Origin of the sequence: Pseudomonas sp. LH21 (assembly GCF_036549575.1) — a bacterium.
GTDB classification, from domain to species: domain Bacteria; phylum Pseudomonadota; class Gammaproteobacteria; order Pseudomonadales; family Pseudomonadaceae; genus Aquipseudomonas; species Aquipseudomonas peradeniyensis.
In genome coordinates this window covers 1,451,630-1,476,823 of record NZ_CP144367.1, presented here as the reverse complement: position 1 = coordinate 1,476,823, position 25,194 = coordinate 1,451,630, and the positions used below count along the sequence as shown (strand labels likewise).

29 protein-coding genes are annotated in these 25,194 nt (G+C 65.2%); 13 read left to right on the top strand and 16 right to left on the bottom strand.

Going from position 1 to position 25,194, the window contains the following annotated elements; translation table 11 throughout:
- The first annotated feature begins 1 nt into the window (after position 1).
- The 3 genes from VUG52_RS06990 to VUG52_RS06980 all read left to right on the top strand — a co-directional run bounded on the left by VUG52_RS06990 (position 2) and on the right by VUG52_RS06980 (position 3,325).
- Positions 2-1,075, top strand: coding sequence for a DUF748 domain-containing protein (locus tag VUG52_RS06990; protein WP_050706826.1), 1,074 nt, complete (start codon positions 2-4; stop codon positions 1,073-1,075).
- A 212-nt stretch (positions 1,076-1,287) separates the two neighbouring features.
- On the top strand, positions 1,288-2,133 hold the full coding sequence (locus VUG52_RS06985; protein ID WP_011535085.1) for an AAA family ATPase: 846 nt from the start codon (positions 1,288-1,290) through the stop codon (positions 2,131-2,133).
- 13 nt (positions 2,134-2,146) lie between these two features.
- A complete protein-coding gene (locus VUG52_RS06980) occupies positions 2,147-3,325 on the top strand; it encodes a vWA domain-containing protein (RefSeq protein WP_050706827.1) in 1,179 nt (392 codons plus the stop codon).
- Between the two features lie 100 nt (positions 3,326-3,425).
- Here VUG52_RS06980 and VUG52_RS06975 read toward each other — a convergent pair whose 3' ends face one another.
- Genes VUG52_RS06975 through VUG52_RS06960 form a run of 4 tightly spaced genes read right to left on the bottom strand, consistent with a single transcriptional unit; the run spans position 3,426 to position 7,114 of the window.
- On the bottom strand, positions 3,426-4,349 hold the full coding sequence (locus tag VUG52_RS06975) for a biotin-dependent carboxyltransferase family protein (RefSeq protein WP_331832620.1): 924 nt from the start codon (positions 4,347-4,349) through the stop codon (positions 3,426-3,428).
- Entirely contained in the window at positions 4,346-5,041 is a 696-nt protein-coding gene (gene pxpB / locus VUG52_RS06970; protein ID WP_331832619.1) for a 5-oxoprolinase subunit PxpB, read from the bottom strand. Before pxpB ends, VUG52_RS06975 begins: the two co-directional genes overlap by 4 nt.
- Positions 5,038-5,817, bottom strand: coding sequence for a 5-oxoprolinase subunit PxpA (locus VUG52_RS06965; RefSeq protein ID WP_198745408.1), 780 nt, complete (start codon positions 5,815-5,817; stop codon positions 5,038-5,040). The genes pxpB and VUG52_RS06965 overlap by 4 nt, the downstream gene beginning before the upstream one ends.
- A gap of 10 nt (positions 5,818-5,827) precedes the next feature.
- The gene (locus VUG52_RS06960) at positions 5,828-7,114 is read right to left on the bottom strand and encodes an MFS transporter (protein WP_331832618.1); all 1,287 of its coding nucleotides are present in this window, start codon (positions 7,112-7,114) and stop codon (positions 5,828-5,830) included.
- 129 nt (positions 7,115-7,243) lie between these two features.
- Here VUG52_RS06960 and VUG52_RS06955 point away from each other — a divergent pair, with 129 nt between their 5' ends.
- On the top strand, positions 7,244-8,155 hold the full coding sequence (locus VUG52_RS06955) for a LysR family transcriptional regulator (protein ID WP_050706836.1): 912 nt from the start codon (positions 7,244-7,246) through the stop codon (positions 8,153-8,155).
- Positions 8,156-8,181: 26 nt separating this feature from the next.
- Here VUG52_RS06955 and VUG52_RS06950 read toward each other — a convergent pair whose 3' ends face one another.
- Genes VUG52_RS06950 through VUG52_RS06940 form a run of 3 tightly spaced genes read right to left on the bottom strand, consistent with a single transcriptional unit; the run spans position 8,182 to position 10,011 of the window.
- The gene (locus VUG52_RS06950) at positions 8,182-8,703 is read right to left on the bottom strand and encodes a DUF2937 family protein (RefSeq protein WP_050706837.1); all 522 of its coding nucleotides are present in this window, start codon (positions 8,701-8,703) and stop codon (positions 8,182-8,184) included.
- 9 nt (positions 8,704-8,712) lie between these two features.
- Positions 8,713-9,486 carry a class II glutamine amidotransferase gene (locus tag VUG52_RS06945; RefSeq protein WP_262953013.1) on the bottom strand — a complete coding sequence of 258 codons (774 nt, stop codon included), beginning with the start codon at positions 9,484-9,486 and terminating at the stop codon, positions 8,713-8,715.
- Between the two features lie 15 nt (positions 9,487-9,501).
- Positions 9,502-10,011: a hypothetical protein gene (locus VUG52_RS06940; protein ID WP_050706839.1), complete on the bottom strand. Its 510-nt coding sequence runs from the start codon at positions 10,009-10,011 to the stop codon at positions 9,502-9,504.
- Positions 10,012-10,196: 185 nt separating this feature from the next.
- On the opposite strand from VUG52_RS06940, the gene VUG52_RS06935 reads away from it, so the two are divergent.
- Both VUG52_RS06935 and VUG52_RS06930 read left to right on the top strand, forming a co-directional pair.
- Positions 10,197-12,239, top strand: coding sequence for a S9 family peptidase (locus VUG52_RS06935; protein ID WP_331832614.1), 2,043 nt, complete (start codon positions 10,197-10,199; stop codon positions 12,237-12,239).
- A gap of 183 nt (positions 12,240-12,422) precedes the next feature.
- Complete coding sequence (locus VUG52_RS06930) at positions 12,423-12,896, top strand: cyclic nucleotide-binding domain-containing protein (RefSeq protein ID WP_050704322.1); 474 nt, start codon at positions 12,423-12,425, stop codon at positions 12,894-12,896.
- On the opposite strand, the gene VUG52_RS06925 is transcribed toward VUG52_RS06930, so the two are convergent.
- A complete protein-coding gene (locus tag VUG52_RS06925) occupies positions 12,893-13,168 on the bottom strand; it encodes a hypothetical protein (RefSeq protein WP_050704321.1) in 276 nt (91 codons plus the stop codon). The genes VUG52_RS06930 and VUG52_RS06925 overlap by 4 nt on opposite strands.
- Before the next feature lie 132 nt (positions 13,169-13,300).
- On the opposite strand from VUG52_RS06925, the gene VUG52_RS06920 reads away from it, so the two are divergent.
- The 4 genes from VUG52_RS06920 to VUG52_RS06905 all read left to right on the top strand — a co-directional run bounded on the left by VUG52_RS06920 (position 13,301) and on the right by VUG52_RS06905 (position 15,636).
- A complete protein-coding gene (locus VUG52_RS06920) occupies positions 13,301-13,666 on the top strand; it encodes a YajD family HNH nuclease (protein ID WP_050704320.1) in 366 nt (121 codons plus the stop codon).
- A gap of 73 nt (positions 13,667-13,739) precedes the next feature.
- A complete protein-coding gene (locus VUG52_RS06915) occupies positions 13,740-14,210 on the top strand; it encodes an RNA methyltransferase (protein WP_016711941.1) in 471 nt (156 codons plus the stop codon).
- A 681-nt stretch (positions 14,211-14,891) separates the two neighbouring features.
- Positions 14,892-15,122, top strand: coding sequence for a hypothetical protein (locus VUG52_RS06910; protein WP_331832610.1), 231 nt, complete (start codon positions 14,892-14,894; stop codon positions 15,120-15,122).
- A gap of 190 nt (positions 15,123-15,312) precedes the next feature.
- Positions 15,313-15,636: a YgaP-like transmembrane domain gene (locus VUG52_RS06905; protein ID WP_050704319.1), complete on the top strand. Its 324-nt coding sequence runs from the start codon at positions 15,313-15,315 to the stop codon at positions 15,634-15,636.
- A gap of 94 nt (positions 15,637-15,730) precedes the next feature.
- On the opposite strand, the gene VUG52_RS06900 is transcribed toward VUG52_RS06905, so the two are convergent.
- On the bottom strand, positions 15,731-16,939 hold the full coding sequence (locus VUG52_RS06900; RefSeq protein WP_050704318.1) for a hypothetical protein: 1,209 nt from the start codon (positions 16,937-16,939) through the stop codon (positions 15,731-15,733).
- A gap of 25 nt (positions 16,940-16,964) precedes the next feature.
- Complete coding sequence (locus VUG52_RS06895; protein WP_050704317.1) at positions 16,965-17,414, bottom strand: YcgN family cysteine cluster protein; 450 nt, start codon at positions 17,412-17,414, stop codon at positions 16,965-16,967.
- 145 nt (positions 17,415-17,559) lie between these two features.
- Between VUG52_RS06895 and VUG52_RS06890 the strand changes: the two genes are divergently transcribed.
- Positions 17,560-18,153 carry a nitroreductase family protein gene (locus tag VUG52_RS06890; RefSeq protein ID WP_050704316.1) on the top strand — a complete coding sequence of 198 codons (594 nt, stop codon included), beginning with the start codon at positions 17,560-17,562 and terminating at the stop codon, positions 18,151-18,153.
- A 125-nt stretch (positions 18,154-18,278) separates the two neighbouring features.
- Here VUG52_RS06890 and VUG52_RS06885 read toward each other — a convergent pair whose 3' ends face one another.
- From VUG52_RS06885 to VUG52_RS06865, 5 genes are all read right to left on the bottom strand, one after another.
- On the bottom strand, positions 18,279-19,211 hold the full coding sequence (locus VUG52_RS06885; protein WP_050704315.1) for a D-2-hydroxyacid dehydrogenase: 933 nt from the start codon (positions 19,209-19,211) through the stop codon (positions 18,279-18,281).
- 75 nt (positions 19,212-19,286) lie between these two features.
- Positions 19,287-19,580 carry a YcgL domain-containing protein gene (locus VUG52_RS06880; protein ID WP_028693022.1) on the bottom strand — a complete coding sequence of 98 codons (294 nt, stop codon included), beginning with the start codon at positions 19,578-19,580 and terminating at the stop codon, positions 19,287-19,289.
- Positions 19,577-20,710: a ribonuclease D gene (gene rnd / locus VUG52_RS06875; RefSeq protein ID WP_050704314.1), complete on the bottom strand. Its 1,134-nt coding sequence runs from the start codon at positions 20,708-20,710 to the stop codon at positions 19,577-19,579. The genes VUG52_RS06880 and rnd overlap by 4 nt, the downstream gene beginning before the upstream one ends.
- A 93-nt stretch (positions 20,711-20,803) precedes the next feature.
- Entirely contained in the window at positions 20,804-22,441 is a 1,638-nt protein-coding gene (locus VUG52_RS06870; RefSeq protein WP_050704313.1) for a phosphoethanolamine transferase, read from the bottom strand.
- 164 nt (positions 22,442-22,605) lie between these two features.
- Positions 22,606-22,971 carry a 5-carboxymethyl-2-hydroxymuconate Delta-isomerase gene (locus tag VUG52_RS06865; RefSeq protein WP_050704312.1) on the bottom strand — a complete coding sequence of 122 codons (366 nt, stop codon included), beginning with the start codon at positions 22,969-22,971 and terminating at the stop codon, positions 22,606-22,608.
- Between the two features lie 116 nt (positions 22,972-23,087).
- Between VUG52_RS06865 and VUG52_RS06860 the strand changes: the two genes are divergently transcribed.
- The gene (locus tag VUG52_RS06860; protein ID WP_050704311.1) at positions 23,088-23,324 is read left to right on the top strand and encodes a DUF465 domain-containing protein; all 237 of its coding nucleotides are present in this window, start codon (positions 23,088-23,090) and stop codon (positions 23,322-23,324) included.
- 52 nt (positions 23,325-23,376) lie between these two features.
- On the opposite strand, the gene VUG52_RS06855 is transcribed toward VUG52_RS06860, so the two are convergent.
- Entirely contained in the window at positions 23,377-24,552 is a 1,176-nt protein-coding gene (locus VUG52_RS06855) for a trans-sulfuration enzyme family protein (protein ID WP_050704310.1), read from the bottom strand.
- 151 nt (positions 24,553-24,703) lie between these two features.
- Between VUG52_RS06855 and VUG52_RS06850 the strand changes: the two genes are divergently transcribed.
- Positions 24,704-25,162 carry an Lrp/AsnC family transcriptional regulator gene (locus tag VUG52_RS06850; RefSeq protein ID WP_050704309.1) on the top strand — a complete coding sequence of 153 codons (459 nt, stop codon included), beginning with the start codon at positions 24,704-24,706 and terminating at the stop codon, positions 25,160-25,162.
- Positions 25,163-25,194 lie beyond the last annotated feature (32 nt).

Below are 25,194 nucleotides of genomic sequence, written 5' to 3'. Positions count from 1 at the left end.
CATGAAAGCACGTTATCGCTGGCCATTGATCGGCCTTGCCAGCCTGGTCGCGCTGCTTGTGACGTTGCACCTGGCCCTCCCCTACCTGGTTCGCGACTACCTGAACGACAGGCTGGCCGACATGGGCGACTACCGTGGTCAAATAACCGACGTAGACCTGGCCTGGTGGCGCGGCGCCTACCAGATCAACGGCCTGAACATCGTCAAGGTCAGCGGCAAGGTCCCGGTTCCCCTGCTCGATGCACCGCTGATCGACCTGTCGGTGAGCTGGCATGCGCTATGGTACGACCGCGCCGTGGTCGCCGAAGTGACCTTCGTGCGCCCCGAACTGAACTTCGTCGATGGCGGCAACAAGCAGAACTCGCAGACTGGCCAGGGTACCGACTGGCGCCAGCAGCTGGAGAAATTGCTGCCCATCACCCTCAACGACGTGCGCATCGAACAAGGCACCGTGACCTTTCGCAACTTCAACTCCAAACCGCCGGTCGATCTAAAGGCCACACGGCTGGAGGCCAACATCCGCAATCTGACCAACGTGCGCGATGAAAAAGGTCGGCGCGACGCCAGCTTCGAAGGGACGGCCTTGCTCCTGGGCGATGCCGAGGTCGAGAGCAAGGCGACCTTCGATCCGTTCAGCGACTTCGACGACTTCCAGTTTCGCCTGCGCGCCAAGGGCATCGAACTGCGCCGACTCAATGACTTTGCCAGCGCCTATGGCAAGTTCGACTTCAATGCTGGACACGGCGATGTGGTGATCGAGGCCGAAGCAGAAAACGGCTGGCTAAAAGGCTATATCAAACCGCTGCTACGCAATGTCGATGTGTTCAACTGGCAACAGGATGTGCAAGAACAGGACAAAGGATTCCTGCGTTCGATCTGGGAGGCGCTGGTGGGCGCCACCGAGACCGTGCTGAAGAATCAGCCGAAAAACCAGTTTGCCACCCGCGTAGAACTCAGCGGCAGTGTGCACAAGCAAGAGATCAGCGCGTTCGAGGCGTTCCTGCAGATCCTGCGCAACGGGTTCATCCAGGCGTTCAATGCACGTTACGAACAACCCGAACCCAAATCCGACTGAGTCGACAGTGACGGACCATTCAGGGACTGAATACCCGGTCTGCGTTTGCAGGCGGCGGGTGCGGGGTTATAGTCGCTGACACATCAATAAACATGCGTTGGCTGCACTGCCCTCATCGCGGGACAAGCCCGCTCCCACAGGTTGCGCTCAAATCCTGTGGGAGCGGGCTTGCCCCACGATGAGTCAGGCCCAGCCACCCAGAGGATCGGTTCATGAAGTTCGAAGGCACCCGCGACTACGTCGCCACAGACGACCTGAAGCTGGCGGTCAACGCGGCCATCACCCTGGAGCGCCCGCTGCTGGTCAAGGGCGAGCCGGGCACCGGCAAGACCATGCTCGCCGAGCAGCTCGCCGCCTCCTTCGGCGCCCGCCTGATCACCTGGCACATCAAGTCCACCACCAAAGCCCACCAGGGCCTGTACGAGTACGACGCGGTCAGCCGCCTGCGCGACTCGCAGCTGGGCGTGGACAAGGTCCACGACGTGCGCAACTACCTGAAGAAGGGCAAGCTGTGGGAAGCCTTCGAGGCCGACGAGCGGGTGATCCTGCTGATCGACGAGATCGACAAGGCTGACATCGAGTTCCCCAACGACCTGTTGCAGGAACTCGACAAGATGGAATTCTACGTCTACGAGATCGACGAGACCATCAAGGCCAAGCAGCGCCCGATCATCATCATCACCTCCAACAACGAGAAGGAATTGCCCGACGCCTTCCTGCGCCGCTGCTTCTTCCACTACATCGCCTTCCCCGACCGCGCCACCCTGCAGCAGATCGTCGACGTGCACTACCCGAATATCAGCCAGTCGCTGGTCAGCGAGGCGCTGGATGTGTTCTTCGACGTGCGCAAGGTCCCGGGCCTGAAGAAAAAACCCTCCACCTCCGAACTGGTCGACTGGCTCAAGCTGCTGATGGCCGACAACATCGGCGAAGCCGTGCTGCGCGAACGCGACCCGACCAAGGCCATCCCGCCGCTGGCCGGGGCCCTGGTCAAGAATGAGCAGGACGTGCAACTGCTCGAGCGCCTGGCCTTCATGAGCCGGCGCGGCAACCGCTGACAGGAGCCGGGCCATGCTGCTCAACCTGTTCAATGAAATGCGCGCGGCCAAGGTACCGGTGTCGGTGCGCGAGCTGCTCGACCTGCATCACGCCCTGCAAAAGGGCGTGGTATTCGCCGACATGGACGCCTTCTACTACCTGGCCCGGGCCATCCTGGTGAAGGACGAGCGTCATTTCGACAAGTTCGACCGGGCATTCGCCGCCTACTTCAAGGGCCTGGAAAACCTCGACCGGCATATCGAGGCCCTGATCCCCGACGACTGGCTGCGCAAGGAGTTCGAGCGTTCGCTGACCGACGAGGAACGGGCGCAGATCCAGTCCCTGGGTGGCCTGGACAAGCTGATCGAGGAGTTCAAGAAACGCCTCGAAGAGCAGAAGGAGCGCCACGCCGGCGGCAACAAGTGGATCGGCACCGGCGGCACCAGCCCGTTCGGCTCAGGCGGCTTCAACCCCGAGGGCATCCGCGTCGGCGAGGCCGGCAAGCGCCAGGGCAAGGCGGTGAAGGTGTGGGACCAGCGCGAGTACAAGAACCTCGACGATCAGGTCGAGCTGGGCACGCGCAACATCAAGCTGGCCCTGCGCCGCCTGCGCAAATTCGCCCGCGAAGGCGCCGCCGAAGAGCTGGACATCGACGGCACCATCGACCACACCGCCCGTGACGCAGGCCTCTTGAACATCCAGATGCGCCCCGAGCGGCGCAACACGGTCAAGCTGCTGTTGCTGTTCGACATCGGCGGTTCGATGGACGCCCACGTGAAGGTGTGCGAGGAATTGTTCTCGGCCTGCAAGACCGAGTTCAAGCACCTGGAGTACTACTACTTCCACAACTTTATCTACGAGTCGGTGTGGAAGAACAACCTGCGCCGCACCTCGGAGCGCTTCTCCACCTTCGACCTGCTGCACAAGTACGGCGACGACTACAAGGTGGTGTTCGTCGGCGACGCGGCCATGGCGCCCTACGAGATCACCCAGCCGGGCGGCAGCGTCGAGCACTGGAACGAAGAAGCCGGGTATGTGTGGATGCAGCGCTTCATGGAGAAATTCAGGAAGATCATCTGGATCAACCCGTATCCGAAGCAGGCCTGGGAGTACACCGCTTCAACCCATCTGGTGCGGGACCTGATCGAGGACAGGATGTTTCCGCTGACCTTGCAGGGGTTGGAAGACGGGATGCGTTACCTGTCCAAGTAGTGTTTTCCAGGGCCGCCCCTATCGCGGGGCAAGCCCGCTCCCACGTCCAGACCTCGATCAGGCGTGGGAGCGGGCTTGCCCCGCGATAGGGCCGATAGCTTCATCCCCAACGGCTCAGATAAGCCTGCTGCTCCCGCCATGCTTCATCCTGCACCACCGCCCGAAACCGCACCACTGCCCCCGGCATGCACTGTGCCAGCTGCGCCAACGCCAACGGCGTCAACGCCCCCAGCCGTGGATACCCACCGATGGTCTGCCGGTCATTGAGCAACACGATCGGCTGCCCGTCCGGCGGCACCTGCACGGCGCCGAGGGGGATCCCCTCGGAGATCATCGGCGCGCCCTGGTAGACCAGTTGTGGCCCGAGCAGGCGAATGCCCATGCGGTCGGCACGGCTGTCCAGCGTCCAGTCACGGTTGAACGCCTCGAACAGGCTGGTGCCGCCGAAGTCGCCGATCTGCGCGCCCATCACCAGGTCCAATACCGGATTCTCGGCATACACCGGCCGCAGCGCTTCGGGCACGAGGGAGTGGGCTACTTCCGCGATGGCTCCAGCAGCATGCAGTACCTGCCCTTTCACCAACGCCCTACCCTGACCGTCTACTCCACCCAGCTCTTCCCGCACCACTGTGGAGCAACTCCCCAGCACCGACTCGCCCACGAACCCGCCCGGCACCGCCAGGTAAGCACGTACCCCCTGGCGAGGCTGACGCAGCGTCAGGCGCTGGCCCTTGCCCAGATTGAAACTGGTCCAGGGCGCCACGGCCTGCCCGTCGATCTGCGCATCCAGGTCAGCCCCGGCCAGCGCCAGCACGCAGTCCTGCTCGGCCACCACGCTGAAGCCGCCAAGCGCAATCTCCACCACGGCGCTGCCCAGGGCATTGCCCAGCAGCCAGTTGGCCCAGCGCATCGCTACCCAGTCCAGCGCGCCGCCCTGGGTCACGCCCAGGTGCCGCACACCGAAACGCCCGGCATCCTGCAACAGGCACAGCGCGGTGCTGGCCTCGACTCTCAACTGGCTCATGCCTGGGCCTCCAGCGGGCTGTCGTCACCGCCCAGGTTGATGAATTCGGCCCGCTCGACGGCCACGAAACGCACCCGATCGCCAGGCTGCAGCAGGCTGTAGCCCTCGCGCTCGCGGTCGAACAGGCGCACCGGCGTGCGACCGATCAGGTTCCAGCCGCCCGGCGACACGGCCGGATAGGCGGCGGTCTGGCGCTCGGCGATGCCGACGCTGCCCGCCGCCACGCGCTTGCGCGGGGTGCTCAGGCGCGGCGTGGCCAGGCGTTCGTCGACCAGGCCCATGAAGCCGAAGCCCGGCGCGAAACCCAGGGCGAACACCGGGTAGTCGCGAGCACAATGCAGGCGGATCACCTCGGCCTCGCTCATCCCGCCGCGCGCGGCCAGCACCGGCAGCTCGGGGCCGACGCTGGCGTGGTACCACACCGGGATCTCGTGCCGACGCCCGGCCTGGCCGGCATCCGGCCGCAGGCCCTCCAGCGCATGCAGGATACGCTGGCGCGCCTCGCCCGGCGCCAGGTCGAACTGCACCATCAGCGTGGTGTAGGACGGCACCAAGTCGATCAGCTGTTGGCCGAAAGCGTCCCGCAAACGCTGGCTGGCGGCGAGGATCCAAGGCATGTTGCCTTCATCGATGGCATCGAACAGCCGCACCATCAGGCTGTCGATGGCCACCACCTCGATACGTGGCGTCATGCTTGCTCCAGTGCATCCAGGGCCTGGCGGATCTGGCGCACGGCGGCCACCGAGCCGTCGTTGTCGCCGTGCACGCACAGGGTGCTGGCGTTCAAGCGCACATCGCTGCCGTCGTCAGCCACCAGGGCCTCGCCCTTGGCCAGGCGCAAGGCCTGCTCGACCACCAGCGCCGGATCGTGGTGCACAGCGTTCGGCAAGCGCCGCGACATCAGGTGCCCGCTGGCGGTGTAGCCACGGTCGGCGAAGGCCTCGAACCACAGCGGCACGCCGACTTCATCGCCCAGGGCCTGGGCGGCGCTGTCGTCGGCGGTGGCCATGAGCATCAGCGGCAGGCCGCTGTCGAACGCCGCCACCGCTTCGAGCACGGTGCGCAGGATGTCCGGGTTGGCCATCATGTCGTTGTACAGCGCGCCGTGGGGCTTGACGTAGGCCACCCGGCCGCCGAGCACCCGGCAGATGCCGTCCAGGGCGCCGATCTGGTAATGCAGCAGGTCGCGGATCTCGTCGCTGCTGCAGGCCATGGAGCGGCGACCGAAACCCATCAGGTCCGGATAGGCTGGGTGCGCGCCGATGGCCACCCGGTGCTCCAGGGCCAGGGCCACGGTGCGGCGCATGGTACCCGGGTCGCCGGCGTGGTAGCCGCAGGCGATGTTGGCGCAGTCGATGAATGGCATGACCTTGGCGTCCTGGCCCATGCGCCAGTTGCCGAAGCTCTCGCCCATGTCGCAATTGAGTAGCAGGCGTTTCACCTGGCGGACCTCCGTATCAATGTTCATGATGCCTACCTTAGCGCGCCTGGAGCGCTTTGCCGCGGGTTTCCGGCAAGCTCAGGGCCGCCAGGATCACCACACCGTAGGACACCGCGGCGAAGGCACCAATCCCCAGGCCCAACGGCACTTTCTCGCCGAGCAGGCCGATCAGCAACGGGAACATCGCCGCGACCACCTTGCCGATGTTGTAGCAGAAGCCCTGCCCCGATCCGCGGATCCGGGTCGGGAACAGTTCGGTGAGAAACGAGCCCATGCCGCTGAAGATGCCCGAAGCAAAGAAGCCCAGGGGGAAGCCCAGCCACAGCATCACCCCGTCGCTGACCGGCATCTGCGTGTAGAGCAGGACGATGACGAACGAGCCCACGGCGAACAGGATGAAGTTCTTCCTGCGCCCCAGCAGGTCGCACAGGTAGGCGCTGACCACGTAGCCGATGTAGGAGCCGACGATGACCATCGCCAGGTAGCCGCCGGTGCCCAGCACGCTCAGGCCGCGCTCGTTCTTGAGGAAGGTCGGCAGCCACGAGGTGATGGCGTAATAGCCGCCCAGGGCGCCGGTGGTCAGCAGCGAGGCGCGGATCGTGGTCCAGAGCATGCCGGAGGCGAAGATCTCGTAGAACTGCGCAGGCGCCTCGGCCTGCTCCTCGGCCTTGGCCTGGCGGTAGATCTCCGGGTCCTTGACCAGGCGCCGGACGAAGATCACGAAGATCGCCGGCAGCAGGCCCAGCAGGAACAGCGCGCGCCAGGCCTGCTCGGCCGGCAGCCAGGAGAACAGCAGGGCATAGAGGATCGCCGTCAGGCCCCAGCCGATGGCCCAGCCCGACTGCACCATGCCCACCGCCTTGCCGCGGTCCTGGGCACGGATCACCTCGCCGATCAGCACCGCGCCGGCAGTCCATTCACCGCCAAAGCCGAAGCCCATCAGGGTGCGGGCGATCAGCAGTTGCTCGTAGCTCTGGGCGAAGCCGCAGAGGAAGGTGAAAAAGGCGAACCACAATACCGTCAGCTGCAGGGTGCGCACCCGCCCGATGCGGTCGGAAAGAATGCCGGCGATCCAGCCGCCCAGGGCCGAGGCGATCAGGGTACTGGTGTGGATCAACCCGGCCTCGGCGGTGCTGATACCCCACACCATGATCAGGGTGGGGATGACGAAACTCAGCATCTGGGTGTCCATGCCGTCCAGGCCGTAGCCGATCTTGCAGCTCCAGAAGGTGCGTCGTTGCTGGGAGTCGATGTCGCGGTACCAGGCGAAGGGGCCGCTCGAGGTTCGGGCGGGGGCCTGCTGCTGCACGCCGGTCGGGTTCATGGTTGCCTCGGCTTGTTGGTATTGTTCTATGGGCGACGTCGGGCGTCGCGGCCTGGGCTTCATGTTCAGAGGCCGCGCCGCCTGCGTCCAACGAGAAAAACCGCCGGTCTGGAACAAGAAAAACTGATCATGAACCTTCGTTTCCTCGAAACCTTCGTCTGGGTCGCCCGGCTCAGGAGCTTCCGCCTCACCGCCGAGAAGCTGTTCACCACCCAGGCCTCGGTGTCCAGCCGCATCGCCGCGCTGGAAGCCGACCTGGGCGTGAAACTGCTGCTGCGCGACTCCCGCGGGGTCAGCCTGACGCCCGAGGGCGCCAAGGTGCTGGAATACGCCGAGCGCATGCTCGACACCGCCAAGGCCATGAAGCAGTCGCTGGACAGCGACCGGGCCAAGACCGGACGCATCCGCCTGGGGGTGATGGACACGGTCATCCACACCTGGATGAGCGCGCTGGTGGCGGAGCTGGGCGAGCGCTACCCGCAGGTGGAGATCGAGCTGGTGGCCGATACCGCGCTGAACCTGCGCGAGCAGTTGCAGAAGGGCTTTCTCGACGTGATCCTGCAGACCGACCTGCTGCGCGAGCAGTCGATCCGCAGCCATGACCTGGCGCGCTACCCGATGGGCTGGATCGTCGCCGCCGGCTCCCCGCACCACCGCACCTACGCCTCGCTGGCGGAGCTGGCCCGCGAGCGCATCGTCACCTTCTCGAAGAACTCGCGCCCGCACCAGGAGGTGCTCGGCCTGCTGCAGGCCGCCGGGGCCGAGGCGCCGCGCCTGAACTGCGTGAACTCGGTGGCGGCCATCACCCGCCTGCTGCGCGACGGCTTCGGCATTGGCGCACTGCCGCCGGCATTGGTGGATGGCGAACTGAGCCGCGGCGAGCTGGTGTTGCTGGAAGGCTTGCAGCCACCGCCGAGCCTGGAGCTGGTGGTGGCCTGGCAGACCGGCGTGGCGCTGGTGGACGAGGTGGTGGGCGTGTGCCGGCAGGTGCTGGAGCGCTATGCGCGGGATGTGGGCGGACAGCGGATCGTGCTGGTCTGAGCAACGCTGCCGCAGGGCCGGAAAAACTAGCGCCAGCTTTCCTTCACCACCTTGCGCCGCCCGCCAAGAATCACCCAACCCATCACCAGCAACAGGCTCTCGACCACAAACGCCAGCACGAACCCGCTGCCGATCCCCCAGCCGATCGCCTCGGGCACCAGCAGGATCTGATAGCTGTAGCCCTTGAGCGTCTCCTCACGCAGCGCCGGCTCCGGCTGCACCAGCACATGCCAGGTGCGGCTCACCCACGAGCCTTGCAGGGCCTGCCATTCATGCTCGAGCAACTGGTTGCGGATCAGCAGGCTCTCGATGCTGTTGGCATCGCTGGTGAACACCGGATCGTCGCTGCCCCGGTAATGTCGCACCAGCGCCTGCAGGTCACCGTTGAAGAAGCGCTGCGCGGTCTGGCGGAAGCCGTCGAGCGCCTGGCGCGATTCGAGCAGGTGCGCCTCGACGCGCTGGCTGTAGTCCTTCACCAGCCCCGGCACCTGGAGACCGGCCAACAGGCCGAAGGTGAACAACAGCAAACGCAGGTAACTTCTGAACATGCAGTGTCCTTAACTCTGGCCGTGGGCAATGCACTCGCCATGCCGCCACAAGCCCCACTGACCCGGCTCGTAGCGGTTCCAGGTCTCATTCTCGGTCAGAGGCTCGGTGGCGATCACCGTGACCACGTCGTTGGGGGTGGTTTGCGTGTGGAAGTCGACGATCAGGTCGACATCCTTCAGCCGCGCCGCGCCGAAGGGTGCGCGGCGGGTGATGTGCACCAGTTTGGTCGAGCAGAAGCAGAACAGCCAGTCGCCGTCGCTGAGCAGGCAGTTGAACACGCCCTGGCTACGGTACCCGGCGCAGGCTTCGACCAGCACCGGCAGCAGTTGCTCGACCTCGACCGGCTCGGGGAAGGCTTCGCGCACGCGGTTGAGCAGGTCGCAGAAGGCCGCTTCGCTGTCGGTATCGCCGATCGGCCGGTAGAACGTGCACTGGCCGGTGAAATCGCCCAGCTGGCCGTTGTGCGCGAAGCACCAGTTGCGGCCCCACAGCTCACGCACGAACGGGTGGGTGTTGGACAGGCAGACCTTGCCGACGTTGGCCTGGCGGATATGGCCGATGACCACTTCGCTCTTGATCGGGTAACGCTGCACCAGGTTGGCCACTTCCGACTCGCTGCTCGCCGCCGGGTCCTGGAACAGGCGCAGGCCGCGCCCTTCGTAGAAACCGATGCCCCAGCCATCGCGGTGCGGGCCGGTGCGCCCGCCGCGTTGCATCAGGCCAGTGAAGCTGAAGACGATGTCGGTGGGGACGTTGGCGCTCATGCCCAGCAGTTCGCACATGTTGCGGCTCCTGGCTTAAAGACGGGGTTCGACGCGGCCCTGCCCGGGGCCGGAGCGGCGTACAGGGGCAGGCGGAGGATCGTCACGGTAGCGGTCTTGACGATTGGCGGCCAGGGACGCTTCGGCCACGACCTCCTGCTCTTCCTTGGCCTCACGCTGGGCGGCGGCCTCACGCTGGGCGCGGCGCTCGCGGGCACGCTTTTCCAGCGGCCAACGGATCAGCACGAAGACGATGTACAGGGCAAAGGCGAGCATGCCGTACATGGCCAGGTCGGAAGCGGCGCGCCAGGCGTTGTTGCCGACCTTGAAGGCGACGTCCAGCGCGGTGATGGCGATGGCCGGGGCGAAGCTTTCCTTGACCGGGTCGACGATGGTCGGCGAGAACAGCAATACGGCGATGATCACCCGCAGCGGCTCGCGCAACCAGCGCCACATCCAGCCGGTCAGCTTGAAGCCCACCAGCAGGCAGCCCAGGGCGGCAACGGCGTAGAGGCCCCAGGCGAGGGTATAGTCGTGTTCGGTCATGGTGTGGGTGCAAGCCAGGCAAAGAGATGCCTATGATAAACACTTTTCCCGGCGCAGGCTGCCCCCCGCCCCGCAAGGGACCTGCAGCGGCCCTTCGCGGGGCAAGCCCACCCCCACCTCCAGACCTCGATCAGGCGTGGGAGCGGGCTTGCCCGCGATGGGGTCCACAATCGATGAGATCACCCATGCCCCTACCCCTTCCCGCCCCGATCGCCCATCAAGCCGAAGGCCAAGACCCCTACGCCTGGCTGCAGCAGCGCGACACCCCCGAGGTCCTGGCCTACCTGGAAGCGGAAAACGCCTACCAGCAAGCCGTCCTCGCCGACCAGGCGCCGCTGCGTGAACAGCTGTTCGAAGAGATCAAGGGCCGCATCCTCGAGACCGACCTGTCGCTCCCCTCGCCCTGGGGCCCGTACCTGTACTACACCCGCACCACCGCGGGCGACGAATACCCGCGCCATTACCGCTGCCCGCGCCCGGCCGACGACAGCAACACCGTCGATGAAAGCCGCGAGGAGCTGCTGCTCGATCCCAACGCCCTGGCCAATGGCGGCTTTCTTTCCCTCGGCGCCTTCAGCGTCAGCCCCGACCACGGCCTGCTGGCCTACAGCCTGGACACCAGCGGCGACGAGATCTACACCCTGTACGTCAAGGACCTGGCCAGCGGCGCGCTGAGCGCCCTGCCCTTCGACGACTGCGACGGCAGCATGACCTGGGCCAACGACAGCCAGACACTGTTCTTCGCCGAACTGGACGACACCCACCGCCCCTGGCGCCTGCGCCGCCACACCTTGGGTGAGACCGATGCCGCCACGGTGTTCGAGGAGCCCGACGGGCGCTTCTTCCTGCACTGCTACCGCGCCAGCTCCGAGCGCCAGCTGGTGCTGCTGCTCAACAGCAAGACCACCAGCGAGGCCTGGGTGCTCGATGCCGCCACGCCACAGGCTGATTTCACCTGCCTGGCGCCGCGGGTCGAAGGCCATGAATACTTCCCCGACCACGGCCAGCTCGACGGTCAGTGGCGCTGGTTCGTGCGCAGCAACCAGGACGGTATCAACTTCGCCCTGTATCACGCGCCGGCCGACAGCGTGCCGACCCGCGATCAGTGGCAGGTGCTGGTAGCGCACCGCGACGACGTCATGCTCGAAGGGCTCAGCCTCAATGCCACGGCGCTGTCCCTGAGCCTGCGCGAAGGCGGCCTGCCGATCATCGAAGTACACCCGCAAGGCCTGCCGGCCTACCGCGTCGAGCTGCCGGACGCCGCCTACAGCCTCTACGTGCAGGACAGCCTGGAATTCGCCAGCACGCGCATTCGCCTGCGCTACGAAGCCCTCAACCGCCCGGCCCAGGTGCGCCAGCTGGAGCTGGCCACGGGTGACCAGCAGGTGCTCAAGCAGACCCCGGTGCTCGGCGTGTTCGACGCCGACGACTACGTCAGCCAGCGCCTGTGGGCGGTGGCCAAGGATGGCACGCGGGTGCCTATCAGCCTGGTGCGCCGCCGCGTCGACGAGGGCAAGTGCGTGCCGCTCTACCTCTACGGCTATGGCGCCTACGGCGAGAGCCTAGACCCGTGGTTCTCCCACGCCCGCCTGAGCCTGCTGGAGCGCGGCGTGGCCTTCGCCATCGCCCATGTGCGCGGCGGCGGCGAGCTGGGCGAGGCCTGGTACCGGGCCGGCAAGCAGGAGCACAAGCACAACAGCTTCGACGACTTCATCGCTTGCGCCGAACACCTGATCACCGAAGGCGTGACCACCCGCGAACGCCTGGCCATCAGCGGCGGCAGCGCCGGTGGCCTGCTGATGGGCGCGGTGCTCAACCTGCGCCCCGAGCTGTTCCGCTGCGCCATCGCCGAAGTGCCGTTCGTCGATGTGCTCAACACCATGCTCGACCCCGAGCTGCCGCTGACCGTCACCGAGTACGACGAATGGGGCAACCCCGAGGAGCCCGAGGTGTACGAACGGATCAAGGCCTACGCCCCCTACGAGAACGTCAAGGCGCAGGCCTACCCGGCGCTGCTGGTGGTCGCCGGCTACAACGACAGCCGCGTGCAGTACTGGGAGGCGGCCAAGTGGGTGGCGCGCCTGCGCACGCGCAAGACCGACGACAACCTGCTGCTGCTCAAGACCGAGATGGGCGCGGGCCACGGCGGCATGAGCGGGCGCTACCAGGGGCTGCGCGACGTGGCGCTGGAGTATGCGTTCGTCTTCAATGAGCTGGGCGTGGCGTAAAACGCGATTTTCGTTGTCATAGCGTCAAGCTGACGTGGGAGCGGGCTAGCCCCGCGATGCGGACAGGCCAGGCAGCGCCATCGCCTGGTCGAACCTGATCGCGGGGCAAGCCCGCTCCCACGATGCCTCACTACTTACCCAGCAGTTTGTGGCGCTTTCCAGACATTCGAAGAAGAACAACACATGCCCGACACCCAGCACCTGAACGCCGAGATCCGCGACATGCTCATGGACTGCGGCCTGTTCGACACCCTGCAGCCCGGGGACTTCCTCGCCGCCGCTGGCTACTTCAGCCTCACCGCCGTCGCCCAGGGCCAGACCCTGTTCAGCGAAGGCGACGCCGGCACCTTCATGTGCATCCTCCATCGTGGCGTGGTCTCGGTGCGCAAGACCGACGGCAACGGCGCCCAAGTGGAGATCGCCACCCTGCGCAAGGGCCGGGCCTTCGGCGAGATGGCCGTGCTCGACGGCGAACGCCGCTCGGCCACCTGCGTGGCCGCCAGCGACTGCCAGCTGCTGACCCTGGGCAAGGACGCGCTGGAAAAGATGCTCAACGAAGCGCCGCGCATCGCCGCACGGATCATCCGCGCCCTCGCCGTGGCCTTGTCAAAACGCTTGCGCATGCAGGATGGCCAGCGCCTGGCGCAGCAGGTCTAGCGACCCTTGTCAGGCGGTTTTGGTGGATCCTGAGTCAGCCCGGGCAACGGCTGGTCCTTGGGCGGCCCCGGCAGCGGCATCGGCGGCAACAGCGGCGCGCCCGGCCGGTTGGCGCCGGCCTTGGGCGGCGTGCTCGGGGTGATCTGCGGGTAAGGTGTCGGCGTCGCGGTGCCGGGCGCACCGGGGACCGTCGTGAGCGGCCGCTGCTGGCCCGCGGCGTCGGCCGTGGATACAGCGCCAAGCAACAGCGCGGCGAGGATCGCATGCAACATCGGCAGCCTCCTGTCAGAAACCTCCCTACAGGCTACGCCCAATGGCGCGATTTTGCCTGTCCGCCCGCCCCACAGGCGCGCTAGACTCAAAGGCATAACCGTCATTGCCCTGATCAGAAAAAAGGTAACACCATGAGCTCCACCTCCGACGCCACCGCCCGTCTCGACCGCATCCTCGCCGACGCCAAGCGCGACAAGGAAATGGGCTACCGCGACAAGGCGCTGAAGATGTACCCCCACGTCTGTGGCCGTTGCACCCGCGAGTTCTCCGGCAAGCGCCTGTCGGAACTGACCGTGCACCACCGCGACCACAACCACGACAACAACCCCCAGGACGGCTCCAACTGGGAGCTGCTGTGCCTGTACTGCCACGACAACGAGCACGCCCGCTACACCGACCAGCAGTATTTCAGCGAAGGTTCGCTGAGCACGCCGAAAGTCGCCGTGGCCACCCACAACCCGTTCGCCAACCTGGCCGCGCTGATGAAGAAGGACTGAACGTCGATTCGCGCCCCCGGCGTGCCGGCAAGCCCGTATAATCGCGCTCTTTTTTTGCGAAGGGCCCCGACACGTGGCGAACAAACGGTACAGCTGCATCGGCCTGTTCAACCCCAAATCCCCGGAAAACGTAGGCTCGGTGATGCGTGCCGCAGGCTGCTATGGCGTCAACTCGGTGTTCTACACCGGCAAGCGCTATGAGCGCGCCCGCGACTTCGTCACCGACACCAAGCGCGTGCACTACGACATCCCGCTGATCGGCATCGACGACCTGCAGCGCATCATTCCGCTGGGCTGCACCCCGGTGGCCGTGGAGCTGGTGGAAGGCGCACGGCCATTGCCTGAGTACACCCACCCGGACCGGGCGATCTACATCTTCGGACCTGAGGATGGCTCGTTGAGCGAAGACGTGCGGGGCTGGTGCGAAGAGACGATCTACATCCCGACAGAGGGCTGCATGAACCTGGCGGCGACGGTGAATGTGGTGCTGTACGACCGCATGGCCAAAGGCTTGAACACCCGCTCGGGGCCGAAGTTCAAGTAGCCCTCACGCTTTGCGCCTTCCACGTGCAAGCCTGGCGTCTACGCGGCGATATAAACGCTACCGTAGGCCGTTGCCGTTGCCGTTGCCGTTGCCGTTGTGCTTTTGCTTCTAAGCGCGCGATATGCCAGGCGACACAAATTGCGACTTCAGGAGGCCGAACGCAGGCCTTGCGGAGGGAGGTGACGGGCATGGATGCCCGTCAAGCGCTGGGGCCCAGGATGGGCCCTGCAGCGCGGTCCTCCCGGGAGCAAGGCCGGAGTGAGGGGACCCGGAGCGAAGCGCAGGGCCGGATGAATGGAGCGAGGATTTTTTGGTTCCTTTTTGATCCTTCAAAAAGGAACTCGCCGTAAGGGCGAAAAGGTGACTATGTGTCGACATCGCAAATGAATGCACTTACAACTATTAAAACCGACGCCGACTGCATTTAGCTTTGACTTTGACTTTGACTTTTAGAGCATGTGTTTTGAAAGTTATATGCGCATTCATTTGCGATGGTGACGCATAGTCACCTTTCCGCCCTTCCGGCGGGTCCCTTTTTGAAGGATCAAAAAGGAACCAAAAAATCCTCGCTCCATTCATCCGGCCCCTACGCTTCGCTCCGGGGTCCCCTCACTCCGGGCTTGCTCCCGGGAGGACCGCGCTGAACGCCCCATCCTGGGGCGCAGCGCTTGACGGGCATCCATGCCCGTCACCTCCCTCCGCAAGCCCTGCGTTCGGCCTCCTGAAGTCGCAATTTGTGTCGCCTGGAATATCGCGCGCTTAAAAGCAAAAGCAAAAGCAAAAGAACAACAGCAACAGCAACAGCAACAGCAACAGCAACAGCAACAGCAACAGCAACAGCAACAGCAACATCGAGACTTAGAAATTCTCCACAGTCGTTCAGCCACGGCAGCCAAACCATGTCACGACTGATTAAATACGCTGATCAAAATTTTCATTACAACCAACATGCTCGCCAACGGCACCCACAGCCAAGTGTTATAAACCAACCTTGCTCAGGATAGCCTCGAAGTTGACCGGGACAACCACGCGGCAAATTACACTGAACGCTTGCACGCTGGTCAAAGTCTGCTGGATATCACCAACCTGAGGAGATCTGGCAATGCACGATACCCATTGGACAACGGACGCACCGAAACACAATGTCCACGGCCTGGAGCGCGTCAGCTCCCTGGCTGGGGGCGCGTTGATGATCAGCAAGGGACTGCGCCACGGTGGCCTGCTGGGGATGTTGCAGGTTGCCGTCGGCGGCTTGGCGCTGGCCCGTGGCGTGAGCGGGCATTGCTCGACCAAGGCGTGGTGGTTGCGCCATCGCGCCGAATACCTGCGCCTGCATCGCGACATAGAACGAGGCGCTGCCGAGCTCAAGGCGCTGAAGGCCAGCGCCGAGGCGGCGACCCGTACCGCGACGGTGACCGGCGGTTGAAAAGCATCGCGGGGCAAGCCCGCTCCCACGAGCCCACGTTCAAAATGATGTCCGGGGTCGTGGGAACGGGCTTGCCCCGCGATAGATCCTGCGCCTAGCGCAATACCTTGCTCTGCAGCACCTCGGACTGGCGCCCGAGCACGTTCTCGCTGATCTGCACGAACTCCTCGGTGCTTACGCTCGACAGGCGCATCAGCGCACGGGCGACGTCGTCCAGCGAGCGCTTGTCGTGGTGGTGCAGGCGGATCTCGCGATCCAGCGCCTGGAGCAGCAGCACGCCACGGGCCACCTGCGCGGCATCGGCCTTGGCGCCCTTGAGGTGGGTCACCTTGGCCGCCAGCTTGTGCTGACGGGCCTGCAGCGCCTCGTAGCGATCATCACTCATGCCGCCGGCGCGGCGCAGCAGCTCGGTGGCGTAATAGTCGGCCAGGCTCTCGCCCAGCCAATCGCTGCCGTCGCGATCATTGATCTGGGCGAACAGCTGCACCAGCTCGCGCAGCACCGGGCTGGCACCGTTCTCACTGACCAACGGGCGCGTGCTGTGCAGGTACAGCGAGTTGTTGCCAGCCAGCACGCCCCGCCACATCTCGTCACGGGCACCGACCAGCAACAGCTTCGGTGGGTTGCGCGGGAACACCGCCTGCAACTGCGGCCAGACGAAGGTCAACAGGGTCAACGTGTCCATGCGCCGCATGCCCTGGCCTTGCGGTGCGGCCACGGTCACCTCGGTGTCGCCCAGGCGCGCCCGACGGCTACCCAGGTTGCCGGCGAGCATCCAGCCGGTAGGCCGATCGAACAGCCGCGATACATCGTCGATGCGAAATTTCTGCCGGCCGATACGTGGCCAGGCGGTTTCGACACTTTTCCAGCCCGTCGGCAGGTCGAAGGTCAGCCGCGAGACCAGTTCGGTGCCATCCTGCTGGTCGAGGCGCGCCGGCGGCACCAGCTGGTCGCCACGAAACAGCGCCCAGTGCGGTGTGATACGCGCCTCATGGGCGCCGCCGCGGGGTTGCTGGTCGAGCAACACGCGGTAGCTGAGGCTGGTCTTGCCCGCCGCCGGGTGCCAGACGCCACGCCCGTTCAGCACCTGCCACTGGCCATCGGCGAGAAAGTCGCTGTAGGCACCAGACTTGCCCAGGTCGAAGTCCAGGCTGCGCACCGCGCTGCCGTCGGCCAGGGTCAGGCGCACCTCGGCCTGGCCGCTCTGCGGCAGCAGGCGCACCTGGTAATCGAGGTCGACTTTCTTCGCCAGGACCTGCGAACTGGCCAGCAGGCCGACAACCAACAACAACGGGCGACGCATAAAAAGCTCCTTGTTCCCCGGATACTCAACCTGCGCGGAAGATCAGATGGTCTTCCCAGTCGTCTTCATCCACGTCGTTTTCGCTGAGCATGCGCCCCGACCGGGAAATGCGCTGCTCGTGCACCTGCTGGCGATCACCGCTGACCAGGTGGTGCCAGGCCGGCAGGTCCTGCCCTTCGCTGACCAGGCGATAGCCGCAGGTGGGCGGCAGCCACTTGAACTGGTCGGCCTTGCCGGGGGTGAGCTGGATGCAGTCAGGGACGTGCTCGAAGCGATTGGGGTAGTCGCTGCACTGGCAGGTCTGCAGGTCCAGCAGCTTGCAGGCGATGCTCGTGTAATAGACGCTGTTGTCTTCCTCGTCCTCGAGTTTCTGCAGGCAACAAAGGCCGCAACCGTCGCAGAGCGACTCCCACTCCTTGTCATCGAGCTGGTCGAGGGTCTTGCGCCGCCAGAAGGGCGCGGTATCGGCGATCATCACACGGTTTCCTGCAGTCAACGTCAAGCCGCGGCGCGCGGCGGCGCCAGTCTAGAGGCAGTCCGGCGGCAACGCCAGACCGCTTGTCAGTGCTCACCGGACGCAGTAGCGTGCGGTATTTTCCCCCGCCCTTGCAGGAGCACCCATGAGCGCCACCCCACGTATCGCCGACTATGCCATCAACGAGCAGTTCATCAATCGCTGGTCGCCCCGCGCCTTCACCGCCGAGCCGATCAGCCAGGAAACCCTGCTGAGCTTCCTCGAGGCCGCGCGCTGGGCGCCGTCGGCCTACAACTCGCAGCCGTGGCGCTTCCTCTACGCCCGTCGCGACACGCCGAGCTGGGAGCGCTACCTGGGCATCCTCAACGAGTTCAACCGCAGCTGGGCGCAGCACGCTTCGGCGCTGGTGCTGGTCATCTCCAAGACCACCTTCGCAGCGCCTGGCTCCGATGAGGAGAAACCGGCACTGTGGCACACCTTCGATACCGGTTCAGCCTGGGGCCACCTGGCGCTGCAGGCGAGCATCAGCGGCTGGCACAGCCACGGCATGGCCGGTTTCGACCAGGACCTGGCGCGCAGCGAGCTGAAGATCCCCGAGGGTTACGCGCTGCATGCAATGGTGGCGATCGGCAAGCTGGGCGACAAGGCGACCCTGGCCGAAGGCCTGCAGGCCCGCGAAGTGCCGAGCCCGCGCCGACCGCTGAGCGAGCTGGCGGCCGAGGGTGAGTTCAGCCTGTAATTCTCTGTCGCCTGGGCCGGCCTCTTCGCGGGTAAACCCGCTCCCACAGGTGTGCCACTGATCTTGAGAACGGTGACATCCCTGTGGGAGCGGGTTTACCCGCGAAGAGGCCGGTACAGGCCGACTCAATAGCCGCGAGTGAAATCCACCTCGCCCCGCAGCTCCTGCTCCGCCGCATACGCCCGCGCATTCTCGACGAACAACCGCACCATCGCCGCCGGCGAGGTCGGCGCCGAGCTGTGCCCGGTCAGCAGCAGCCCCCAGGCGGTCCAGAACGGATGGCGCTGGGGCAACGGTTCCTGGCGGCAGACATCGATCACCGCGCCAGCCAGATGGCCCTGCTTGAGCGCCTCGACCAGATCGGCATCGACCACCGCCACGCCACGTCCGGCATTGATGAACAAGGCGCTGGGCCGGAAGCACTTGAACAGCGCCGCATCGTACAGGTCGTGGGTGGCCGGGGTATCGGGCAGCAGGTTGAGTACGTAGTCGGCCTCGCCGACCAGGCGCGGCAGCTGATCGAGACCCGCCACTTCGACAAAGGGCACCTGCTCGCGGGCGCTGCTGGCCACGCCTAGCAGGACGACGCCGAACGGCGCGAGGAACTCGGCCACCCGCTGGCCGATGTCGCCGGTACCGACGATCAACACCCGCCGTCCTTCCAGGGTCCGCCCCGGGCGGTCATCCCAGCGCCGCTCGACCTGGCTGACCAGACGCGACAGCACATCGCGCTCATGACCGAGCATGTAGGTCAGCATGTACTCGGCCATCACCTGGCCGAAGATGCCCACCGCCCGGGTCAGGCGGTAGTCGCGTGGCAGGCCGTCGGCCAGCAACGGGGTGATACCGGCCCAGGTCGACTGCATCCAGTGAGGCTTGTGGCCCTGGCGCAGCAGGCTGGCCAGCAGGTCCGGCTGGCCCAGCCACACCGGGCAGTCGGGGGCCAGGCGTGCCAGTTCGGCGGAGTCGCCGCTGGTCAGGACTTCCAGGTCCGGTGCCGCTTCGCCCAGCAGGCGAGCATAGTTGGCATGATCCTGTTCAGCGATCAGAACGCGCATGTGACACACAACCTTGGCAAACAACGGAAGCGGCCCGCCAGGCGGGCCGCAGGTAGAAAGGGAACCGCGCCTGGGTCAGGCCGGGTCGTTGCGACGCAGCAGCTCTTCGGGCAGGTGCTCGATGTAGTCGTCTTCCGGCGGTGGCATCTGCAGGTGGTAGCCCTGCTTGTCGAGGTTCTCCAGCACCTTGGCGATGTCCTCGCGGGCCAGTGTGCGCTCAGGCGTAAGCACCAGGTCGAAAGCATGCACCGGCTTGCCGAAGAATGGCAGCAGCGCCTCCGGCACACGCTCCAGGCCCTCGGCCTTGAGCACGTAGAGGTACATTTCGTTCTTGCGTGGGCTCTTGTAGATCGAGCAGATACGTTTCATCGGGAATCTCCGGCGCCCGCCAGGTCGTCCAGCAGGGCCTGGCCCATGCGTTCGCGACGCCAGCCGCGCAGCGAATCGGGCAGTTGATAGGGACCGTCGGGGTAGCCGCTCTTGAGCAGGGCTTCGAGGGCTTTCTTGCGCAGCATCAGTTCCGGGGCGATGCCCAGCCGCTCACCCTCGGCCTGGCCGATGGCGCGCAGGCGCTTGAGGATGCCGGCGGCTTCGATCGGCAGCGGCTCGGGCAGCGGCTCGGGCCATTGCTCCTGGGGCTGGCTGGCGGCACGCTTGATCAGCTGGATCAGCTGCTCACCGTCCTGGCGGATGGTGCGCGGGTGCATCTCGTCGATTTTCGCAAGTGCCGACGGGCTGTCGGGTTGGCTCCTGGCCATGGGCCACAGCGAGTGTTCCTTGAGGATGCGGTTGCGCGGCACGTCACGGCTGCGGGCCTCGCGCTCGCGCCAGGCGCACAGTTCGCGCAGCACGGCCAGTTGCTGGCGACCGAGTTTCCAGGCCAGCTTGACGTCGCGGTACAGGGTTTCGGGCTCGACTTCGCGGCGCAGCGCGGCGACCAGCTCGGCGCCGTCTTCCAGCACCCAGGCGTACTTGTCATCCGACAGGCGCGGGCGCAGGGCGTCGAACAGCTCGGCCAGGTGCACGGCATCCTCGGCGGCGTAGCTCACCTGCGTGTCGGACAGCGGGCGCTGCAGCCAGTCGGAGCGGGTCTCGCCCTTGGGCAGCTCGAGCCCCAGCACCTCTTGCACCAGGCGCGAATAGCCCATGGAGAAACCGATGTTCAGGTAGCCGGCGGCCAACTGGGTGTCGAACAGCGGCTGGGGCAGCTTGCCGGTCAGGCGCAGCAGCACTTCCAGGTCTTCGCTGCAGGCATGCAGCACCTTGACCACGCCGCTGTCCTCGAGCAGTCCGGCCAGCGGCTGCCAGTCGCGGATCAGCAGGGGGTCGATGAGGTAGGCGCACTGGCCGACGCCGATCTGGATCAGGCCGGCCTTGGGGTAGAAGGTATCGACCCGCATGAATTCGGTGTCGAGGGCCACGAAGGGCTGTTCGCGCCAGCTTCGGCAGTGTTCGGCCAGGGTCTGGTCGTCACGGATCCAGTGTATTTCGATGGCCACGAGGCTCTCCCACTAACATTGGCGCGCAGTATATACGGCGCGGCCCCTGGGGGTGAAACCTCGCGCCTTCCATGGTGCCGGGCGGTCGACCGCTCAGCGTTTGGCCGCCAGCCACGGCCGGCAGCTGGCGAACATGTCCAGCGATCGCTGGTAGACCTCGGTGCGTACCTGCAGCAGGCCGAGCATCGAGTGGAACAGGTTGTCCTGGGACAACGGCGCATCACGCAGCTTGCCCAGGCAATCGGTGTCCAGGCCGAAGTCCTGGCGGTAGCTGTCAGAGAACCAGGCCAGCAGCGGCACATGCTTCTGCTGGTCCGGCGCGATCATGTAGGGCGTGCCGTGCAGGAACAGGTTGTACTCGCCCAGCGACTCGCCGTGGTCTGAAAGATAGATCATCGCGGTGTCGACCTTGTCCTGCCGGCTGCGCAAGGTATCGATCAGGGTGGCCAGCACCTTGTCGGTGTAGGCCAGGGTGTTGTCGTAGCCGTTGACGATCTCCTGCTGGCTGCACTGGTTCAGGGCGTTGCTGCGGCACACCGGGGTGAAGGGTTCGGTGCCCGCAGGGTAGCGCTTGAAGTATTCGGGGCCATGGCTGCCCATCTGGTGCAGCACCAGCACGGTGTCCTGGTCGAGGTTGTCCAGCAACTCGGCCAGGCCCTGCAGCAGGATCTCGTCATGGCATTCGCCACTGGCGCACAGCGCCGGGTCCTTGAGGTTGCTCACATCGATGAACTGCACCCGGTCGCAGGTACCCTTGCAGCCGGACTGGTTGTCACGCCACTGCACCGTCAGGCCCGCGCGCTGGAGGATGTCGAGCAGGCCCTCGCGGTTCTTGGCCACGCGGGCGTCGTAGTCCTTGCGCGGCATGCCGGAGAACATGCAGGGCACCGACACGGCGGTCTCGGTGCCGCAGGAGTGGACATCGGTGAAACTCAGCAGGCCCTGCTCCTTGGCCAGCCGTGGCGTGGTGTCGCGGGCATAGCCGAGCAGGCCGAAGTTGTCCGCCCGGGCACTCTCGCCGACCACCAGCACGGTCAGCGACTTGCGCGCATGCTGCTGCCAGGCGCCATCGCGACGGGCATCTTCGCCATAGCGCTGGAACGGCCGGGTGGCGCTGCCCACTTGCTCGCTGACATAACCGATGGAAGCCCCGACGATATTGCTCGGCGTGAGCATCAGGCGCAGTTCATGGTGATTGCGAAACAGCGACGCCAACCCCTGGTAGTTGACCAGCGCCACCGAACCCAGGGCCGCGACGCAGGCCCCACTCACCACCAGCTTGCCCAGCAGTTCGCGGTGCCACGGGCGATAGGCGATCCTGGCCTTCCACACCAGCAGCGACGGCAGCACACCGAGCAGCAGGATATACAGGGCAAACTTCAGCGAGAGCAGATCACGCACTTCCGCGACATTGGTTTCAGCGACATTGCGGAACATGCCGGCATCAATAAGCACGCCATATTGATTCATGAAGTAAGCGACACTTGCGCCACTGAGGAACAACACGATCAATACCGGCTTCAGTACATAACGAAACGCTAGCAAGGTAAGTATGAGATTGAAGGCGAACAGCATCAGCACGGCGAACGCCAGGCTCAGCCACAGCCCCACCATGCCCGGCGGCACGATGGACTCCAGGTGTTGCCAAAGCAGGGTGTTGAAGCCGATCAACAAATACAGGCTGGCCAGCAGCGTGACCCATTCGGTCCGCAGGGATTTGAGTTTCAGCATGGCGTTCGCAACAAGAGTTCATCAGCGGCCAACGCGCCCGGGCGGGCAGGTTGGAAAGTTGGCCGAACTCTAGAAAGCCTAGCATCAATTTTTCGTGAAAAAGACGCCAACAATTAGTCTGTCGACGTCTTTCATCGGTTAAACAACTTTCATTCAGCTGCCATTCAGCCAGGCAGGCGAAGCTTGGCGTACGGCTCGCGATCGATGTCCAGGACCTCCACGCACAGCTGGATGTCCAGGCCAGGTTGGCCGGGGATCGCCTCGCGCAACACCTCGAGCAAGCTGTTGGACAGCTGCTGCTTCACTTGCGGCGTGCGCCCGCTGAGGATCGCCAGGCGCACATGGGCGAAGGCTCGCTCACCCGGCGCGGTACCGACCCGGTACTGGGCGAAGGCCTGGGCACGGCTCTTGATGTCCAGCTCTTCGGCGAACTGGCCGCTGCCGACCAGGGCGTGGTTCAGGCGCAGCAGCAGCACGTCGACGTTGAGCTCGCGCAGGTTGTCGCTGTATTCCAGGTTCAGGTGAGGCATGGCGCAGGTTCCGGTTACGCAGGGATGGGCGACAGCCTAACCCAGTCCCGCAATGCGGCAAAGGCGACTATCCTCTTGGTTCAGGCTCGCTTACCAACCCTGAGAGAGGTGAAGAAATGCCAGTTCCGCATGATTTGCTCGCAGACCTGCACGTGACCGCCGACCAGTTCCAGGCCCTCATCGACAAGAACCAGGACCTGCACAAGTTGCACAAGGAGTACAACGCCAAGGACAAGGAAGTGGTGACCGCCGAGGGCAACGCCACCAACGATGACACCGTCAACCTGCTGCGCAGGGAACGCCTGCTGCTCAAGGACAAGATCGAACGGATCGTCCATCCGCCCAAATCCTGATTCCCCTCACTGACGCCATCGCGGGGCAAGCCCGCGATAGCGTCGGCGGCCGTTACGCGGACGCCTTCAACGCCGCATCCAGGTCCTCGATCAGATCCCGGTAGTCCTCGATCCCGATCGACAACCGCACCAGGTTCTCGCTGATCCCCATCACGCCCTTCTGCTCCGGGCTCAGGGAGTTGTGCGACATGCTCCAGGAGTGGTTGATCATGCTCTCCACCCCGCCCAGCGAATCGGCCAGGACAAAGATCGACAGCGCCTCGACCAGGCGGTTGACCGCGGCCCGATCTCCCTTGATGCGCAACGCCACCACCGCACCGCCGGTGCGCATCTGGCGCTTGCTCAGTTCATGCTGCGGATGGCTTTCCAGCCCCGGGTAGTAGACCTGCTCGACCTGCGGATGCTGTTCGAGGAACTGCGCCACGCGCAGGGCGTTGGCGCTCTGGCGCTCCATGCGCACGTCGAGGGTCTTCAGCCCGCGCAGCGCCAGGTAGCAGTCGAACGGCCCCTGAATCGCGCCGACCGCCATGCTGATCTTGCGCAAGCGCCCCAGCAGGTCGTGATTGGCCGCCACCACCACGCCGCCGGTCAGGTCGGAGTGGCCGCCGATGTACTTGCTCGCCGAATGCATCACCAGGTCCACGCCGAGGGTGATCGGCTGCTGGTTCCAGGGCGAGCAGAAGGTGTTGTCGATGCAGGTCATCACCCCACGGGCGCGGGCCAGGTCGCAGACCGCCTTGATGTCCACCAGGTGCAGCAGCGGGTTGGTCGGCGACTCGATCCAGATCAGTTGCGTGTCCGGGCGGATCGCCGCAGCCACGGCCTCGACGTCGTTGAGGTCGACATAGGTGGTGGTCAGGCCCGAGGTGCGTCCACGGTAGTCTTCCAGCAGGCGGAAGGTGCCGCCGTAGACACCGTTCATCACCACCACATGGGCATCCTTGGACAGCAGCTCGAGCACCGTGGCGGTGGCACTGACGCCCGAGGCGCAGGCGACCGCGCCGACGCCCTCCTCCAGTGCGGCCACGCAGGTTTCATAGGCGTGCCGGGTCGGGTTGCTGACCCGGCTGTAGGCGTACTCAGGGTTGTCGTCCAGGCCGCGCTTGATGAACGAACTGGAAGTGACGATGGCCGGGAAGATGGCGTTGTCGGCGACGCTGGACTGCTCGCCGGCGTGGATGGTGCGGGTGGCGAAATTGCGCGGTTTGTCGGACATGGTCGGGTCCATTGACTGAGGATGGAAAACCGCCACTATCTCATATCCGCCGGGCCCAGGCGCCAACAGAACGTTGCTGTCGACGACGCGCCTGAAAGGGTTTCAACGTTCTCTGCATGCGGCTAATCTTGGAAAACTTTCCTCCACCCCGCCAGACGACACCATGGACAGTTTCGACCAGCACATCCTCACCCTGCTCCAGCGCGACGCGTCGCTATCCCTCAAGGACCTGGCCGAGGCGGTCAACCTGTCCACCACGCCGTGCTGGAAGCGGGTCAAGCGCCTGGAGGAGGAAGGCTACATCCGCGGCCGCGTGGCGCTGCTCGACCCCGAGCGCCTGGGCCTGGGCCTGACGGTGTTCGTCCAGCTCAAGACCCAGCGCCACGACAGCGCCTGGCTGGCGCAGTTCGCCGCCACGGTGACGGCATTCGAGGAGGTGATGGAGGTTTACCGCATGTCCGGCGACTGGGACTACATGCTGCGGGTGGTGGTGGGCGACATCGCCGCCTACGACCGCTTCTACAAGAAGCTGATTACCAGCACCGACGGGCTGTCGAACATCACCTCGAGCTTTGCGATGGAGCAGATGAAGTACACCACGGCGTATCCGGTGAGGCGCTAAGAACGGGCGTGGACGATGGCGTGGGAGCGGGC